The sequence below is a fragment of the Bacillus sp. ISO11 genome (assembly GCF_003458115.1).
Lineage (GTDB): Bacteria > Bacillota > Bacilli > Bacillales > Bacillaceae_G > Bacillus_A > Bacillus_A cereus.
This window is the reverse complement of sequence record NZ_QXCO01000018.1, coordinates 33,393-49,813: the sequence shown is the minus strand read 5'-3', so window position 1 is coordinate 49,813 and position 16,421 is coordinate 33,393. Positions and strand designations below refer to the sequence as shown.

Sequence of the window (16,421 nt, the reverse complement as noted above, 5' to 3'; positions counted from 1 at the left end):
CGCCGATATCGTTACATTAGAATATTACTGTTCTTTTAATTTCTCTTGTTGTGCAAGTAGTAAATTGCGCAAGATGTGTCCGCGGTAACTTTCTAGTTTTCGTCCTTCATGATAGCGTACGCCTAATTTTTTTAGTTCAGCTACGTACCAGCCTTTTGTTCCGTAATACATGGGATCACTTCCTTTTTGCTTTTGAACAGTATATGTTTGGGAGCGAAGTAACTTTACATTGAAAATAATAATGATAAAAGGAATTTTGCATATGTATACCAGTGAAATTGCAAAGTTATCGAGGTGTTTTATAACGTAACGTCCAAGCCGTGTATAAAAAAGTAGACAGTTGTATATGAATTTGTTGAAAAAAGAATACACATTACTGAGGGGATTTGAAAAAAGTAATGCTATACGCTTTGGCATGATACTTGCGTTGGAAATAGTATCAACATATAGGGGAGAGATCGAAATGAAGGTTAGTAAAATATATACAACGATTGATGCACACGTAGCTGGGGAACCACTTCGAATTATTACGGGCGGAGTGCCAGAAATAAAAGGGGAAACGCAGCTGGAAAGACGCGCGTACTGCATAAAACATTTGGACCATCTTCGTGAAGTTCTGATGTATGAACCGAGAGGGCATCACGGAATGTACGGTTGTATCATTACACCGCCAGCAAGTGCTCACGCTGATTTTGGCGTATTATTTATGCACAATGAAGGCTGGAGTACGATGTGTGGTCACGGTATTATCGCTGTTATTACAGTTGGAATTGAAACAGGCATGTTTGAAGTAAAGGGGGAAAAACAAAAGTTCATTATTGATAGCCCAGCTGGGGAAGTCATTGCGTATGCAACATATAACGGGAGTGAAGTAGAATCTGTATCATTTGAAAATGTTCCTTCATTTGTATACAAAAAAGACGTTCCTATTAAAATAGATGACTATGAATTTCAAGTAGATATCGCGTTTGGCGGAGCTTTTTATGCGGTAGTAGACTGTAAAGAATTTGGTTTGAAAGTTGATTTCAAGGATTTATCTGCTATTCAAGCGTGGGGCGGTAAAATTAAGCACTACATCGAGAGCAAAATGGAAGTGAAGCATCCACTTGAAGAAGGATTAAAAGGGATATACGGCGTTATTTTCTCAGATGAACCGAAAGGAGAAGACGCAACTTTACGAAATGTAACAATCTTTGCTGATGGGCAAGTAGATCGTTCTCCTTGCGGTACAGGAACTTCCGCAAGAATCGCAACTCTTTTTGGAAAAGATGCTTTACAAAAGGGAGAAATTTTCGTCCATGAATGCATTACTGACGGGAAATTCGAGGGGGAAGTATTGTCGGTAACCGCAGTAGATACATATGAAGCTGTCGTTCCAAAATTAACGGGGAATGCCTTTATTACAGGATTTCATCAGTTCGTTGTAGACCCGAGAGATGATTTGAATCGAGGATTTTTGTTAGGATAAGAGGAGGGGGTGGAAAGATATGCTAGTCATAAGCGCGAACGAACAAAGAAACTTAGTAAATATGAATGAAGTTATTGAATACGCGGCGCTTGCTTTAAAAGAATTTTCCGCAGAAAGAACGATTACACCAATAAGGGGCTCATTACCATTTGCGAACGAGCAAAATACGGCATTAATTATGCCTTCAGTAGCGGAAGGGCTTGAGGCGCTTGGAGTAAAAATAGTAACGGTAGTCCCGCAAAATAAACAGATAGGAAAGAAAACGATCAACGGGATTGTGATGCTATCAGACTTTCAAACGGGAGAACCGCTCGCACTTTTAGAAGGATCGTACTTAACGATGATCCGAACAGGCGCCTTATCAGGAGTAGCGACAAAATATTTAGCTCGTCATAACGCAAAAACTTTATGCATTATCGGCACGGGTGAACAAGCGAAAGGAATTGCTGAAGCTGTATTTGCGGTAAGAGCTATCGAAAAAGTCATTTTATACAATCGAACAGAAGAAAAGGCGTATGCATTTGCGGAGTATATACAAGAGAGATTCAACAAACCTGCATATGTTCACACCAATGCGAATGAAGCAATAAGCGAAGCAGACATCATCGTCACAACTACGAATGCATCCACACCAGTCTTCTCAGAAACACTACAAAAAGGCGTCCACGTAAACGCCGTCGGCTCATTCAGACCGAGCATGCAAGAACTACCCTCACATGCCATAGCTAAAGCAAACAAAGTAGTAGTTGAATCAAAAGAAGCAGCACTAGACGAAACAGGAGACCTTCAAGTTCCGATAAAAGAAGGTCTATTCAAAGCAAACGCCATTCACGCTGAACTTGGTCAAATTATAAGCAAAGAAAAAGCTGGACGCGAAAATAATGAAGAGATTACTATTTTCAAATCAGTTGGTTTGGCGGTAGTGGATATTATCGTTGCGAAGTATTTGTATGAGAAAGCGGTGGAGCAAGGAGTAGGGAATAAGATTGAGTTTTGAGACTGCCTTTTGGTGGTCTTTTTTGTTGATGTGGGTGTGCTAGTATTTATAATTGAATCCTTTTAATATTATGTTGCAATGTATGAATTCTGTGCGGACATCAAATCATTCATTCAATTGGTATATGAAAAAAGTTGCCCCTCTAATTATTAGAGGGGCAACTTTTTACCATTCTCGCCATTCTTCTGTTATATCTTCCTCGGATTCTAAGCCAGCTATTCGTGCTGCTGTATCGATAAATTCATAGAGATCTTCTCTTTCCATTGTTTCAATAAAATAGTCATGTTCGTCATTTAATTCATTTATGTTAAGAACAACCTCTTTAACAACATGCATTATTTCAATTTCAGTTGGATTTTTTCCCAATTTCTCTAAATTATTTATGTAAGTATCAAGAACTTTATTTGTTGCACTTATATTTTCTTCAGTGAAAAATTCCCCATCTTCATCATTCTCAATCCATTGGGTTGTTGGTTTGTTTTTTTTCAGTTCATCAAATGTCATGATAACCTCCTAAATGTGTTTTTTGTCTTTAATCCCATTCTACATTTTCGGTCATATATAACAATCATTTTAGAGTTTTTTGTAAGCTACTAGTTTTTTAACTCATTTTACGAGGTAACCTATTCGTGGTCTTCTTTTTTAATCCTCCTTATAAATATATTTTATGGCAAGAATGTATTAGTAGATTTCAAACTTTCCACATTTACAAAAAAGTTTGACTTTACATACAGGTAGTGGTAATTTAAAACTTATAAGAAAACTCGGGATTAATTCCGAGTTTTCTTATGGGTATAACTAGTTTGAGGGGGCCAAAAGATGAAACGGAAATTATTTGCATTACCATTTGTTCTAATACTACTTATTGCATTAGCGGCTTGTTCTGGGGAAAAAGATTCTTCGAAGCAAGCGGGCACTAGTAAATCAGGGACTCCGAAAGATGGAGGAACGTTAACGATTGGTGTTAGCGATAATCCAGATACGATGAATCCGCTTTATGCGAATGATCGTGTGTCATTAACTGTGCAGCAGGCTTTATATGCGCCGCTATATCATATGGAAGACGGTAAGAAAAAGTTTGTTCTTGCTGAGAGCTTTACGCCTTCAGAAGATCAATTAACGTGGACATTGAAATTAAAAGATAATTTGAAATGGCATGATGGTAAGAAAATTACATCAGACGATATAGCATTTACATTCCAATCTATTTTGGATGAGAAGCAAAATAGCTCAAGTCGTGAAAACTTTATTTTTAAAGGAAAGCCGCTTGAGGTGAAAAAGGTAGATGAGTTAACAACTCAATTCGTTTTACCACAAGTAAGCGCATCTTTCGAAGGTGTAATGAATGATTTCTTCCCAATTCCGAAACATGTATTTGAAGGGGAAGCAGATTTAGCGAAGAGTAAGAAAAACTTACAGCCTGTAGGATCAGGGCCGTTTAAGTTTAAAGAGTATAAATCAGATGAGTATGTTGCATTAGATCGATTTGATGATTATGTAGGTGGGAAAGCTAAATTAGACTCTATCGTATACCGCGTTGTAAAAGACCGTAATACAGCAAATGTTTCACTGCAAAATGGTCAAATCAACATGAAAATGATTGAGCCGCAAGACTTTAAAAAACTAGATAGTACTGGGAACTTCTCAATGGTGACATTCCCTGAAGGTAGATTATTCTACTTATCTTATAACATGAATACAGATTTGATGAAGAAAAAAGAAGTGCGCCAAGCAATTGCGCATGCGTTAGATAAAAAAGAAATGATTAACTCAGCATTCGTTTCGGGTGAATTTGCAGAACCAGCAAATTCAATCTTAACGCCAGACGCTATGTATTATGCGAAAGATATTAAAGGCTATAAGTATGATAAAAAAGAAGCGAAAGATTTATTAGCAAAAGCTGGTGTGAAAGATAAAGAAAAAGTACGTGTGATGTATGTCACGAATAATAAAATTATGGAAAGCTTAGCGCTTTATACACAACAAAAATTAAAAGAAGTTGGCTTAGAAGTTGAACTAAATGCATTAGATGCTAGTGCGGCAAGTGAAAAAGGCTTAGATAAAGAGAATAAAGAATATGACATTACATTTGGTGGTTACATAATGGGACCTGAGCCAGATTCATATAAAAGCCTATTCTTAAGTAATGCTGAATACAACTATGCACGATATAAAAACGCTGATTTCGATAAGTTATGGGAAGAAGCTGCAGTTGAAACAGATAAAACAAAACGTGCAGAGCTATACCATAAAATTCAAGAAACAGCTAGAGAAGATGTACCTTATCTACCAATTGCGTATCCGAAAGCAGTTATTGCAGTAGATAAAAAGTTTGATGGATTAAAAGAAGCGAAAGCAATTCCTGTCACAATGTTTGAAGATCTATCTAAGATTTATGAAGTGAAATAAGAAACAATAAAGAAGCTGGTGGAAATCAGCTTCTTTAGCTTGAGGGGGGAAGTTTGTGTATAAAGTAATTGCGAAGAGGCTTTTAAATGCAATTCCGCTTTTATTCGTTATTTCTATTATTTCTTTTCTATTAATAAAGCTAGCGCCGGGGGATCCTGTTCGAAACTTTGTAACGCCAAATATGAGTCCAATTGATGTGGAGCGTATTCGCAAAAGTTTAGGACTAGATCAACCAATTTACGTGCAGTATTTTTTATGGTTAAAAAACATTTTAACAGGGAACTTTGGTTACTCACTTCAAAATCATCGTCCTGTTTTAGATCTTATCGCAGAAAGATTACTCGCAACAATCGGCTTAATGGGATCATCTTTACTCGTCTCATTCGTAATCGCAATACCACTTGGACTATTTACAGGTGTGAAAAAGAATTCATTCTTTGACCGCATTGTAAACTTTATTTCATACGTTGGTATTTCTATGCCGGTTTTCTGGTTTGCACTACTATTAGTCTACTTATTCTCTTTAAAATTGGACCTACTTCCGAGTATGGGTATGCGCACCGTAGGTAAAGATTCTGTTTGGGATATTGTGCAACACGGCATTTTACCTTGCATGGTGCTAGCGTTCCAAAACGTATCTGTTTATATGAGATATATTCGTTCAAGTACGATTCAGCAATTAGAAGAAGAATATGTACAAATTCAATATGCGTACGGCGCTTCAAAGAAAACGGTGTTATTTAATCACGTACTTCGAAATGTATTAATACCGATCATTACAATTTTCGGATTATCGATTCCAAGTTTAGTAGGCGGAGCATTTATTACGGAAACAGTATTTTCATGGCCGGGTCTTGGTTCACTTGGGGTAAATGCTATTTTTAGATTTGATTATCCGATTATCATGGCAATTACATTACTATCATCATTCATGTTAATTCTCGGTAACTTAATTGCTGATATTTTATATGGCGTAGTAGATCCGCGCATTCGAATGAGGGGGTGATTTGGAATGAATAATAGGAGATTTCAAACGATAAAACATAGCTTTACGAAAAATAAGTTTGTTGCAATGGGAGTTATTATACTTGCGATTTTAACGGTCGCATCAATTTTCGCATTCGTATCGCCGTACGATCCTAGCAAAATGTCGATTCCAGATCGCTTACAAGAACCAAGTATGAGTCATCCTTTCGGAACGGATGATTACGGAAGAGATTACTTAACGAGAGCGTTATATGGTGGACGAGTTTCACTTGCGGTCGGTTTTCTTGCGATGGTTGTTTCTATTACAATCGGTACCGCAGTTGGAACAATTAGCGGATATTTTGGTGGAAAGTTAGACAACTTCTTAATGAGGGTTGTTGAAGTACTTATGTCAATTCCATCATTCTTTTTAATGCTACTATTAAATGCGTATTTAAAACCAGGAATTACGACGTTAGTTCTTATTATCGGATTACTAACATGGATGGACACCGCCCGTATTGTAAGGGCAGAAACGTTATCTGTAAAAGAGCGTGAGTACGTTTTATACGCAAAAGTATCAGGACAAAAATCACTTATGATTATTGTAAGACATATCATTCCTAACATTTTATCAACCATTATTATCGCTGCGACATTAACAATTGCGACATCGATTTTAATGGAATCATCACTTAGTTTTTTAGGTTTAGGTATTAGAGAACCAGATTCTTCTTGGGGCAGCATGCTAAACAATGCGCAAGGATATATTGGTGAAGCTTGGTATTTAACACTCTTCCCAGGATTCCTTATCCTTTTAACGGTACTTAGTTTTAACGTAATTGGTGAAGCATTGAAGAAAGCTTTCGCGCCAAAAGGAGCTGGAAATGAAAACTAAAGTGTTACGTGAAAGGAGTGAGAAGCGTGTCTGAAAAACTACTAGAAGTGAAAAATTTAAAGACTTCTTTTTTCATAGAAAGTGGCGAAGTTGAAGCGGTTCGCGGCGTTACATTTCGCTTAAATAAAGGAGAAGTAGTTGGTATCGTTGGGGAATCTGGAAGCGGAAAGAGTGTAATGGCGAAGTCCGTTATGTCTCTCGTTACGTCACCAGGAAAAGTGAAAGAAGGGGAAATCCTTTTTCATAATGAAAACATACTTTCTAAATCTGAAAAAGAATTGCGTTCTATTAGAGGAAATCAAATTTCACTTATCTCTCAAGACCCAATGTCAGCGCTAAATCCGGTCGTGAAAATTGGGAAACAAATGATGGAAGTAATTATACGTCATCAAAAAGTGAAAAAGAAAGAAGCAGAGCAAATCGCGGTCAACTTGTTAAAACAAGTCGGTCTTTCTTCACCAGAAGAAAGGGTGAAACAATATCCGCATGAACTAAGCGGAGGTATGAAGCAGCGGGTTATGATCGCAATGGCGATGTCTTGTAATCCGGACCTTCTTATTGCTGACGAACCGACGACTGCACTTGATGTAACGATACAGGCGCAAATACTAGATTTAATGAAAAACTTAAAAAACGAAACGAATATGGCGTTACTTCTTATTACGCATGACTTAGGAATCGTCGCGCAAAACTGTACGCGCGTTATCGTTATGTACGGCGGGCTTATTATGGAAGAAGGACCTGTACTTGATATTTTCCAATCGCCGAATCATCCATATACGAAAGGACTATTAAACTCTCTGCCAAAAATATCGAACGGCGTAAAAGAAAGACTCGCTCCTATTCAAGGTGTAACACCAAACTTATTAAACCCGCCACAAGGTTGCCCATTCGCAGAGCGTTGCCCGCATGCGATGGACATTTGTGAAAAAGAACGTCCACCATATTTTGAAATCGGAAACGAAAGACGTTCCATGTGCTGGCTAAACGATAGGGCGGTAGGTGATTTTCATGCATGAAGAAAACTTAATTGAAGTTCGGAACTTAAAAAAGTATTTTCCTATTAAAAAAGGACTATTCGGCAGAAAAACAGAGCAATTAAAAGCAGTCGATGACCTAAGCTTTACAATTAAAAAGGGTGAAACATTCGGACTAGTAGGAGAATCGGGCTGCGGAAAATCAACGACAGGAAGAAGCATCATTCGTTTACACGATGTCACTTCAGGTAACGTTTTATTCGACGGAAAAGACATCGCAAGTTTAAAGGAAAGTGAACTAAAAGAATATCGAAAACGAATGCAAATCATTTTCCAAGATCCATACGCATCATTAAACCCGGCAATGAATGTATTCCAAATTATTAGCGAACCGATGAACATTCACGGTTCTTACGAAAAAGAAGAACAAAAAGAAATCATTTTAGACCTTCTGAAAAAGGTAGGATTAAAAGAAGAACACTTATATCGCTACCCGCACGAATTTAGCGGAGGCCAGCGCCAGCGCATTAGCATCGCGCGTGCATTATCTGTAAAACCAGACTTTATCCTATGTGACGAACCAATCTCAGCACTCGATGTCTCAGTCCAAGCACAAGTCGTAAACATGCTGCAAGACATCCAAGAAGAAACAGGAGTCACATATTTATTCATCGCACATGACCTATCTATGGTAAGACACATATCAGACCGCATCGGAGTCATGTACTTAGGAAACATAGTAGAAATTGCCGACAGTGAAGACCTATACACAAAACCGGCACATCCATACACACAAGCACTACTCTCATCCATGCCAGAACCAGATCCAACAAACATAGGCAAAGAACGGATCATTTTGCAAGGAGAAGTACCAAGCCCACTCAACTCACCATCCGGCTGCAAATTCAGAACGCGCTGCAAATTCGCCACTGAAAAATGCGCACAGGAAGTACCGAAGATGGTTGAGATTGCGAAGGGGCATCAGGTGGCTTGTCATTTGTTTTAGAGTGGGGGAAAGCATCGGGGGGACCTGGTGCTTTTTTTCTTTGTAGGTGAACGTGATGTGGGATTGGTTGTTAGTTTAGGAGATAACGCGCTCGAAATTTGTCGGTAAATCGATATGTTGTGTCGAAACGTTGATATATTCGGAGTTACGATCGATATAATCGAATAATCGTTGATATATTTTTTTAAAGAGTGGGATTGGTTGTAGATTAATGTAGAAATTTAATGTTTTCGAAAAAAAGAATTGACTTCTATATTAGTTGTAACTAAAATGGTTACATAAAGATGTAATTAATTTAGTTACAACTAATATCTGCTAAAAATATGATTTATATATTTAATTAAGGATGGTGGTCCATACGTTGCTACCCGGTGTAGAAAGTTACTAACACATTCAAATCAATGCATATTCTAAGCTTTAGTATTTTCTGTTACGGGGCAATAAGGTGCAATTTTATCTTTTGTTAAAAACCTTGGTGGATCTTTCTTTGGAAATATTAGTTTTGGGGAAATATAGTAAGGTATCTAAAAAAGAACAAGGTATAAAAAGATGTACCTATATAAACCAAAAATTTAGTTGAGCTGGATAATAAAAAAAGGTAGGAGATTTAAATGGAGACGAAACAAGATAATCTTATTTACGTATGGGATGCATATTGTGGATGGTGCTATGGTTTTTCAGAAAGTATTAAAGGATTTTACAAAAACCACACTGAAGTACCATTAACGGTTTTATGTGGAGGGTTATTTTTAGATAATTTACCAATGAAAAACTTCTCATATATAGAAGAAGGAAATAAAAGAATTAATCAACTTACAGGTGCTGAATTTGGTCCTTCATATCAAAAATTAGTGGAGGAAGGGACTTTTAAAATGAATTCGAAAGATGCTGCAATTGGCTTTTCAGCTTTACGCTCATTAGCGCCAGACCGTTTATTAGAATTCACTTCGGCTATGCAAAAAGCGTTTTATTATGAGGGCCAAAGTCTGAGTGATCCTGAAACATATCGCAAGATTGCAATCGAGCATGGTTTGGACCCTGAACAAGTGTTAGAACGTTTAAACGCTCAAGAAACAATAATAGATGTCCAAAATGATTTCAATAAAGTTCGACACCTTGGTGTTAATAGCTATCCTTCATTACTTTTACAAAAGGATAATCAAATTATTCCTATTGGTGGTGGCGTAATGACACCGGATAAAATTGAAGCGCGTTTTAAAAATTTATATTAAGAAAATTTAGGATACAGTAGCAAACATGTTATCTTAGACCACCTGACATTGATCTCCGGAATATTCGCCAGTACTATTACACTTTCAGATAAATGGGAGTGGGAGATTTTATCCCGCTTTAACGGGCAGTAAGACCCCCACCTCAAAATTCAGTGGAAGCAAAGAAGTTAGGTGGGGGATCAACTGTCCGTAAAAGTCCGATTGGTTCAACTAATAATCAGTGGGGGGATGAACAAAACCCCCACTGATTAAAGTTTCACTTTATCGGAACAAGATAAAAATATGATGATTAGTTAATAACTTTAACAAAAGGAGAATAACATACTATGTTTAAAACAATCGATACAAATCAAAAAGATGTGAAATTAACGGTGTTTAGTTCGGACGAAAAAAGCTTTATGGTCACAGCAACATTAGTTGAGAAAGCAGGACATGCATTTTTAATAAACTCAAAATTTACGCAGTCTGATTCGAAAGAAATTGTAGAGTATTTGAAAAAAAACAACTTATCTCTAGATAAAATCTTTATTATTCATGGGGATCCAGACTACTACTTTGGATTAGAGAGCATTAAAGCCTTTTACCCAGAAGCTATAGCGTATGCAACAGAGTCTACTGTTGAACATATCGTTCATTCTGTCTTAGGGAAATTAAAAGTTTGGAAAGACGTCCTTGGAGAAAATGCACCAAGTAACGTGGTATTACCTCAAGTATTTAAAGAAAAAGCGATTGATTTTCAGGGGTTAACATTTGAACTAGTAGGCTTAGATCATTACAGAACTAGCCTATTTAATAAAGAACTAAAAGTATTAATTGGTGGTATCGATGTATTTAACGAAATACATGTATTCTTAGCGGATACTAGCTCAAAAGCGGATATGGAGGCATGGATTGAGAACTTGAAAGTATTACATGCTGACATAATTGTGCCTAGCCATGGATCAATCGAAAAATCCCTAAATAATCAAGCACTTACTGCGACAATGGATTATCTAAGAACGGCGGTTCAAGCTTCTGAGGAAAGTGGAACTTCAAAAGATTTTGTGGCAAAACTTGAAGCAGCATATCCAGGCTATGCAAATAAAGGTGTATTAGAATTAAGTGCAAAAGTTGTAACAAAAGAAATGCCTTGGGGTTAATGATATGAATAAATATCAAAAACTATTACATGAAACGTATGTGTTAACTGGTGAAGGGAAATTGGATGCGTTCAAAACGTATTTAAGTGAAAATGTATCTTGGACAGAAGCTGCTGGGTTTCCGTATGCAGGTACTTATATAGGTCCAGATGAAGTAGTGAAAAACGTACATGAACGTCTTGGCACAGAATGGGATGACTATAGCGCTAAAGATGAAATTTATGCTTTTAATAACAATACTGTTATCGTTTATGGAAAATATAGTGGAACATATAAAGCTACAGGGAAGTCATTTGTAGCAGATTTTTGTCACCTTTATAAGTTTGATGAGAACGATAAGGTTAAGAAGTTTATTCAAATTGTGGACAGTGCAACTGTTAATGAGGTATTAAGTTAGAATTAATCGTTTCTAATATGCCTTGTATAGGGGGAGGTTAGGATAAATGAAATTCCTAACATTACCCCTGACATTACATTTTGGGGAAGGTTTCTCCTTCTTCAAGCTTTTTATAGAAGAAAACTTATTTAAGTAGAAGAGGTAGGTATATATGAAATTAGAGAAAAGTTTAATCATAACAATTATTTCTGTATTTATTTTAGGAGTAGTTTCGACTTTGGTATATCAAGCTTCCAACGGTAATAACAAAGGGAACTCAATAAAGAGTGAAAATGTCGCTTCTGTATCAAAAGAAGTAAAAGAAAATGAAAAGAATAAAAAGATGGTAGTTGATTTCTATAATGAAGTTTTTAACAAACATAATATCGATATTATCCCTAAATATGTTAGCGAAGATTATAAGCAACATAATCCTTTTGTTGCTGATGGACGAAAAGCCTTCATGGATTTCTTTAAGGAGGATTTTGTTAAAAATCCTAATTCCTCTGCAGAGATTAAACGTGTAGTAGCTGAAGGGGATACAGTTGCTCTTCATGTACACTCTCGTACTAATTCTCAAGATAAGGGAGTTGCTATAGTGGATATATTTCGTATCAAGGATGGAAAGATTGTCGAACACTGGGATGTAATTCAAGAGATTCCAAGTGAAGCAGCTAATGATAATACGATGTTTTAGAGAGAAGATATATTTAATAATTGTTTAATTGATAGTGCTTTGTAGAATTTAGAAATTTAGATAATTAGTCATCAAATTTGGAAATCATTTAAAAATAGCATATTAAATGATGGCACAAATTAATACGAAATAGCTCTTTAATAAAAAATCCTACTCATTAAAAAATGAGTAGGATTTTTTATTAAAGAATAGTGCTAATTTTGTGGTTCGGCACCATCTAAATTTGGAAACCATGAAAGTATAGGTACTCTATATCCACGTAAAGTAAAATCGTAATTTTTTCCTTCTTTTATGTTTGCTTGCAGATTCACTGAATGAAACTTCATCATAAGAAGGCTATCCTCATTAGAAATAACTTTTTCGGTTCCATTTTTTTGCTCAACCTAGTACAATCTTACCAATTTAAAAAAGACCACCATTACTGGCAGTCCTTTTTTGGTAGTTTTAGAAATTAAATTATAACATATTAATATACAAATTATAAATATGCTTTTATAAAAGATACTATAAGTTTTTTATAATTCTTGATTTCTCAATTTTCATTGCATAATGAATTTTTCTATGAGTATTAACAACTAACATTAAAATTATCAATTCACTAGATTTTTAGAAAAAACTGGTTATCTACATAATTATTTGGTAAAATATAGATATAATTTAAGGGGTAAAGTTAATATAGATCAACTAAGTAATGCTAAGAAAATGTTTTATTGCATAAAAAAAAGGCTCCATTGCTGGAGCACTCAAAATAAACAAACGAATTAAAACAAGAAACAGACAATTTAACTATATAGATAAAACATAAATAAATCTATATATATGTAAAAATGCATATAAAAACTCTATTTATTGATGCTATAATAGGTTTACTCGATGATTGTTATATTTTTTTATGGTTTTTAAGCAATAAATACCTTCTTAACACCAAGTGTACAAGAAAAGAAGACATCTTAAGCGATGTCTTCTTTTCTTATATAATAACAACACAATAAAATTAAGATGGTTCAAGTGGGAGGAAGGCACCTTTAGGTGTCTTTTCTTTGTCGAATTTGCCTAATAGGGCAGCACCACATTGCTATCAAGTTAAAAATTTTTTCACCCAAAACAAAAAAACGAGCTGAATTCACATAAATAACTATGGAAGAAAACAAAAACTTGGGATTAAAGAACTTGTGATGTATGACTATATTGGCTGTTTTTATCCAGAAGGATATATTGATCCTGATTATACATTTCTATTTAATCATGATGCTATTGAAGAAATTGTATTTGAAGGTTTTATAGATGAGGAAAAAGAGGCATTTGTAGGATTGCTTAATTGAATAGGATCTAGAAACAGGTAACCTTCAAATTTTGATAAAACTAGCAATCTCCACGCCGAAATTGGTTAAATTATAAGGGGAAAAGCTGGACGCGAAAATGATGAAGAGATTATTATTTTCAAATCAGTTGGTTTGGCTGTAGTAGATATTATCGTTGCGAAGTATTTGTATGGGAATGCGGTGGAGTGCGGGATTAGGAATAGGGTTGAATTTTGAGAGACTGCCTTTTGGTGGTCTTTTTTTCATGAAATCTTGTAAAGCAAGAAAAAGTAGGATATTTAATGATTAGAATTGAATATTCATATTCTAATATTCAGTAGAAAGATAAAACGTTTAAAAGTTCAGAATAATAGATTATAATATGTTTAGTAAAATTAACCAATATATATTTTGCTCATTATGTATTAAAGGGGAAATGAAAATGGCTGGACAAATTCGTATGTCACCAGAGGAGCTTAAATCGAAAGCGGCTCGATATGGACAAGGTGCAAATCAAATTGAGGACATTTTAAGTCAACTACAAAACTTACAAAATGAATTAAGAGGAGAATGGGAAGGTCGTGCTTTCGAAGGTTTTGATCAACAGTTCAATCAATTAAAGCCAAAAGTACAAAACTTTGCACAGCTATTACAAGAAATTAATATGCAGCTTAATAAAACTGCAGAAGCTGTTGCTTCTCATGATGAAGAATTATCACGTAATTTCGGTTTGAATTAAAAACGCTTTATTCTATATAACAAGCATTTCAAATGAGCCATACAGCTTATATTGTATGGCTCATTTGATTGCATGCCTAGCGAGCGATTGATAGGGATATATATTTAATGAGATTTCTTTGATGCGTTTGGAAAACTTATAGAAAGGGTTTGAAAGAATGGGACAATTTCAAAGTAATTTACAAACAGCAACGCAAATTGCTACGAAAATGAGATCAGCCTCTGATAGGATTCAAAGTGCAACAAGTCGTTCCATAACAAAAGCGACGCGTACAACATTATCTGTTAACTTCAAAGCACAAGAAGCGAATCAGCAAGTTTTAGACTTGACGAAACAATTTTCCGCTGCCTTTCAACAAGCGGTTGATAATATTCATTCGGTATCTAATGAATTTGAGAGAATGGATAATGAACTTCACAACACTTTTCGCTAATGTGACAACCTACGTAAAGTAAAATAGTAGGAGGAAAAAGATGAGTCAACATATTGAAAAACAAATTAATCAAGTAAATCAAAAGTTACGAAGTGTATTTGAAGAACAAGACCGAAATCAATCTGCGATTCAAAAACAGGAAAAAGTAGAGGAAGATTTTCATGTATGGAAGAATCAAAACCATCGTTTGTTTGATCGTATTTTAGGAACTTGGCATAAAGATAGAGAAATGTCATTGTTTTTTATGGATATTCGTCAAGAAGCACAATACATCGAACGAAAACTTACATTTGAATTGGAAAGCCAAAAAGAAACATTGTTTAAAGAGAAACGAGATCTTAGTGATTTAGAAAATGATCTTTCATATCAGCAACAACAATTAGTAAAGGAGGCTAATTCATGAGTTTAAATATGTATTTGGGAGAAGTACAAAACCAAACTCAAAGTATGAATGCTGTATGTACGGCCACCATTCAAGGTATGGAACAAGCAATTCAGTCGATTGATGCTTTTGCAACTGATACTGTGTTACAGGGGCAAACATATAGCAGTGCAAAAGCATTTTTTGTACAAACTTTTCGACCTTTGGCACAAGGAATCATTTATTTGTGTGAAGAATTAATCCGTCAGAATGGTGCTTTTCCAAGTCAATTTCAATCACAAGTCGCTTCCACAGATGTAATTGAACAAGAGATATTAGAACAAATTCGGGAAATTGACCGAATGAAAACAAGTATGGAAGCTGTCAATCAAGCTATGCCAATGCCGGGTATGGATGCCATGGTAAATCTTTTTATTGTTATGAGGCAAAAACTGCAAGAAAAGCTGGATCATTTGTATCAATTCAATCAGACCTCTAGTAATAACTATAGTACAGCACTTCAATTAGCAACTAGTATTGCTGCAGGTCTTGCGGAAGTTCAGAGTGGGAAAGGGTTTAGTGTTGTCAGCGGTACATTTAGTACACAAGGATTGAATATGGATTGGACGGGGCCTATTCAAACAATTACAGAAGATAAAGCTCGTGAAGTTGAAAGGTTAAATAAGGATTCTGAATCTGGTGAAGTAGACAAAAAAGAGTCATTTTTAGGTATGACTGGATTCAATTGGAATGCACCATTGGATGGAGCGGGGAATACATTTGGAACACTTACAGGTGCAGTTGTAGTAGGGAATACAGCTCATAAAGTAATTAATGGTTATAAGGTAACATACGATTTGGACAGAAGAGCACAACGCGTCCTTGTAAGAGAATATTCCGGTTTTAAGGGCAATAAAAAAATTAATGGAAAGTATAGGGATTATAAGATTTATTATGTAGATGATGTCGCGGCAAAAATGAAAAATGGAACTGCTAGCAAGACGATAAAAGAAATAGATGCTCTTATAAAAAATGGAAGTGCGCTAAGTGCGTCTAAAATGGCTTTAAAGGATAAACTTGGATGGTTTAGTGTGGCTATAGACTCATATACGGATACAAGTGAGAATATCAAAAATAATGAATCAAATGATAAAATCGCCGGGGATATTATTGGTAATGTTGTTGTAGGAGGAGCAGTAACCGTAGGGGCAACGGCTCTTACAGTTGCTGCCCTCCCAGCAGCACCAGTTCTGGCGGTTGCGGCAGCTGGATTTGTTGTTTCAGTAGGACTAACATATTTTACAGAAGGTGTGAAATGGGATATTGATTTAGATGGTGATGGTGAAGATGATAGTATTAAAGATATGGTGAAAACGGGTGCGAAAAAAACTTGGTCAACAGTAGCGGGGTGGTTTAATTAAT

The 16,421-nt window shown here is 35.7% G+C and carries 18 protein-coding genes and 2 pseudogenes; 17 read left to right on the top strand and 3 right to left on the bottom strand.

The window, feature by feature from the left end:
* Positions 1 to 24: 24 nt before the first annotated feature.
* Complete coding sequence (locus D1166_RS18910) at positions 25 to 264, bottom strand: YflJ family protein (RefSeq protein ID WP_118043382.1); 240 nt, start codon at positions 262 to 264, stop codon at positions 25 to 27.
* 199 nt (positions 265 to 463) lie between these two features.
* Here D1166_RS18910 and D1166_RS18905 point away from each other — a divergent pair, with 199 nt between their 5' ends.
* Together D1166_RS18905 and D1166_RS18900 are read left to right on the top strand one after the other, a co-directional pair.
* Positions 464 to 1,468 (top strand): proline racemase family protein, encoded by a 1,005-nt coding sequence (locus D1166_RS18905; RefSeq protein ID WP_070183565.1) that lies wholly within the window; start codon positions 464 to 466, stop codon positions 1,466 to 1,468.
* A gap of 19 nt (positions 1,469 to 1,487) precedes the next feature.
* Positions 1,488 to 2,465 carry an ornithine cyclodeaminase family protein gene (locus D1166_RS18900; protein ID WP_044584179.1) on the top strand — a complete coding sequence of 326 codons (978 nt, stop codon included), beginning with the start codon at positions 1,488 to 1,490 and terminating at the stop codon, positions 2,463 to 2,465.
* A 165-nt stretch (positions 2,466 to 2,630) separates the two neighbouring features.
* On the opposite strand, the gene D1166_RS18895 is transcribed toward D1166_RS18900, so the two are convergent.
* A complete protein-coding gene (locus D1166_RS18895) occupies positions 2,631 to 2,969 on the bottom strand; it encodes a hypothetical protein (protein ID WP_000141765.1) in 339 nt (112 codons plus the stop codon).
* Between the two features lie 315 nt (positions 2,970 to 3,284).
* Here D1166_RS18895 and D1166_RS18890 point away from each other — a divergent pair, with 315 nt between their 5' ends.
* From D1166_RS18890 to D1166_RS18850, 9 genes are all read left to right on the top strand, one after another.
* On the top strand, positions 3,285 to 4,874 hold the full coding sequence (locus tag D1166_RS18890) for an ABC transporter substrate-binding protein (RefSeq protein WP_000823580.1): 1,590 nt from the start codon (positions 3,285 to 3,287) through the stop codon (positions 4,872 to 4,874).
* Positions 4,875 to 4,929: 55 nt separating this feature from the next.
* On the top strand, positions 4,930 to 5,880 hold the full coding sequence (locus D1166_RS18885) for an ABC transporter permease (protein WP_097856502.1): 951 nt from the start codon (positions 4,930 to 4,932) through the stop codon (positions 5,878 to 5,880).
* Positions 5,881 to 5,886: 6 nt separating this feature from the next.
* Positions 5,887 to 6,738 carry an ABC transporter permease gene (locus D1166_RS18880; protein ID WP_001065279.1) on the top strand — a complete coding sequence of 284 codons (852 nt, stop codon included), beginning with the start codon at positions 5,887 to 5,889 and terminating at the stop codon, positions 6,736 to 6,738.
* Positions 6,739 to 6,764: 26 nt separating this feature from the next.
* A complete protein-coding gene (locus tag D1166_RS18875) occupies positions 6,765 to 7,757 on the top strand; it encodes an ABC transporter ATP-binding protein (protein ID WP_001291152.1) in 993 nt (330 codons plus the stop codon).
* On the top strand, positions 7,750 to 8,721 hold the full coding sequence (locus tag D1166_RS18870) for an ABC transporter ATP-binding protein (protein ID WP_000544133.1): 972 nt from the start codon (positions 7,750 to 7,752) through the stop codon (positions 8,719 to 8,721). Before D1166_RS18875 ends, D1166_RS18870 begins: the two co-directional genes overlap by 8 nt.
* Before the next feature lie 611 nt (positions 8,722 to 9,332).
* Positions 9,333 to 9,953, top strand: a complete 621-nt coding sequence (locus D1166_RS18865) for a DsbA family protein (RefSeq protein ID WP_097856501.1) — start codon at positions 9,333 to 9,335, stop codon at positions 9,951 to 9,953.
* Between the two features lie 326 nt (positions 9,954 to 10,279).
* Positions 10,280 to 11,092, top strand: a complete 813-nt coding sequence (locus D1166_RS18860) for an MBL fold metallo-hydrolase (protein ID WP_118043376.1) — start codon at positions 10,280 to 10,282, stop codon at positions 11,090 to 11,092.
* Positions 11,093 to 11,096: 4 nt separating this feature from the next.
* A complete protein-coding gene (locus tag D1166_RS18855; protein ID WP_001046361.1) occupies positions 11,097 to 11,489 on the top strand; it encodes a nuclear transport factor 2 family protein in 393 nt (130 codons plus the stop codon).
* Between the two features lie 151 nt (positions 11,490 to 11,640).
* Positions 11,641 to 12,165, top strand: coding sequence for a nuclear transport factor 2 family protein (locus D1166_RS18850; protein ID WP_000764207.1), 525 nt, complete (start codon positions 11,641 to 11,643; stop codon positions 12,163 to 12,165).
* A gap of 194 nt (positions 12,166 to 12,359) precedes the next feature.
* On the opposite strand, the gene D1166_RS31845 is transcribed toward D1166_RS18850, so the two are convergent.
* Positions 12,360 to 12,494 carry a hypothetical protein gene (locus D1166_RS31845; protein ID WP_000975275.1) on the bottom strand — a complete coding sequence of 45 codons (135 nt, stop codon included), beginning with the start codon at positions 12,492 to 12,494 and terminating at the stop codon, positions 12,360 to 12,362.
* 807 nt (positions 12,495 to 13,301) lie between these two features.
* Between D1166_RS31845 and D1166_RS18845 the strand changes: the two are divergent.
* The 6 genes and pseudogenes from D1166_RS18845 to D1166_RS18820 all read left to right on the top strand — a co-directional run.
* Positions 13,302 to 13,487: pseudogene (locus D1166_RS18845) on the top strand (DUF4176 domain-containing protein); the annotation flags it as partial.
* 36 nt (positions 13,488 to 13,523) lie between these two features.
* Positions 13,524 to 13,703, top strand: a pseudogene (locus D1166_RS18840) (ornithine cyclodeaminase family protein); the annotation flags it as partial.
* A gap of 205 nt (positions 13,704 to 13,908) precedes the next feature.
* On the top strand, positions 13,909 to 14,205 hold the full coding sequence (locus tag D1166_RS18835; RefSeq protein ID WP_000918592.1) for a WXG100 family type VII secretion target: 297 nt from the start codon (positions 13,909 to 13,911) through the stop codon (positions 14,203 to 14,205).
* 157 nt (positions 14,206 to 14,362) lie between these two features.
* Complete coding sequence (locus tag D1166_RS18830) at positions 14,363 to 14,638, top strand: TIGR04197 family type VII secretion effector (protein ID WP_097856241.1); 276 nt, start codon at positions 14,363 to 14,365, stop codon at positions 14,636 to 14,638.
* A 40-nt stretch (positions 14,639 to 14,678) separates the two neighbouring features.
* A complete protein-coding gene (locus D1166_RS18825; protein WP_000077666.1) occupies positions 14,679 to 15,041 on the top strand; it encodes a DUF3958 family protein in 363 nt (120 codons plus the stop codon).
* Positions 15,038 to 16,420 (top strand): T7SS effector LXG polymorphic toxin, encoded by a 1,383-nt coding sequence (locus D1166_RS18820; RefSeq protein WP_000056073.1) that lies wholly within the window; start codon positions 15,038 to 15,040, stop codon positions 16,418 to 16,420. Before D1166_RS18825 ends, D1166_RS18820 begins: the two co-directional genes overlap by 4 nt.
* Position 16,421 lies beyond the last annotated feature (1 nt).

Coding starts and splice junctions, on each gene's coding strand:
- D1166_RS18905 (WP_070183565.1), top strand. CDS start 464: ATGAAGGTTAGTAAAATATATACAACGATTGATGCACACGTAGCTGGG.
- D1166_RS18900 (WP_044584179.1), top strand. CDS start 1,488: ATGCTAGTCATAAGCGCGAACGAACAAAGAAACTTAGTAAATATGAAT.
- D1166_RS18895 (WP_000141765.1), bottom strand. CDS start 2,969: ATGACATTTGATGAACTGAAAAAAAACAAACCAACAACCCAATGGATT.
- D1166_RS18890 (WP_000823580.1), top strand. CDS start 3,285: ATGAAACGGAAATTATTTGCATTACCATTTGTTCTAATACTACTTATT.
- D1166_RS18880 (WP_001065279.1), top strand. CDS start 5,887: ATGAATAATAGGAGATTTCAAACGATAAAACATAGCTTTACGAAAAAT.
- D1166_RS18870 (WP_000544133.1), top strand. CDS start 7,750: ATGCATGAAGAAAACTTAATTGAAGTTCGGAACTTAAAAAAGTATTTT.
- D1166_RS18865 (WP_097856501.1), top strand. CDS start 9,333: ATGGAGACGAAACAAGATAATCTTATTTACGTATGGGATGCATATTGT.
- D1166_RS18860 (WP_118043376.1), top strand. CDS start 10,280: ATGTTTAAAACAATCGATACAAATCAAAAAGATGTGAAATTAACGGTG.
- D1166_RS18855 (WP_001046361.1), top strand. CDS start 11,097: ATGAATAAATATCAAAAACTATTACATGAAACGTATGTGTTAACTGGT.
- D1166_RS18850 (WP_000764207.1), top strand. CDS start 11,641: ATGAAATTAGAGAAAAGTTTAATCATAACAATTATTTCTGTATTTATT.
- D1166_RS31845 (WP_000975275.1), bottom strand. CDS start 12,494: ATGATGAAGTTTCATTCAGTGAATCTGCAAGCAAACATAAAAGAAGGA.
- D1166_RS18835 (WP_000918592.1), top strand. CDS start 13,909: ATGGCTGGACAAATTCGTATGTCACCAGAGGAGCTTAAATCGAAAGCG.
- D1166_RS18830 (WP_097856241.1), top strand. CDS start 14,363: ATGGGACAATTTCAAAGTAATTTACAAACAGCAACGCAAATTGCTACG.
- D1166_RS18825 (WP_000077666.1), top strand. CDS start 14,679: ATGAGTCAACATATTGAAAAACAAATTAATCAAGTAAATCAAAAGTTA.
- D1166_RS18820 (WP_000056073.1), top strand. CDS start 15,038: ATGAGTTTAAATATGTATTTGGGAGAAGTACAAAACCAAACTCAAAGT.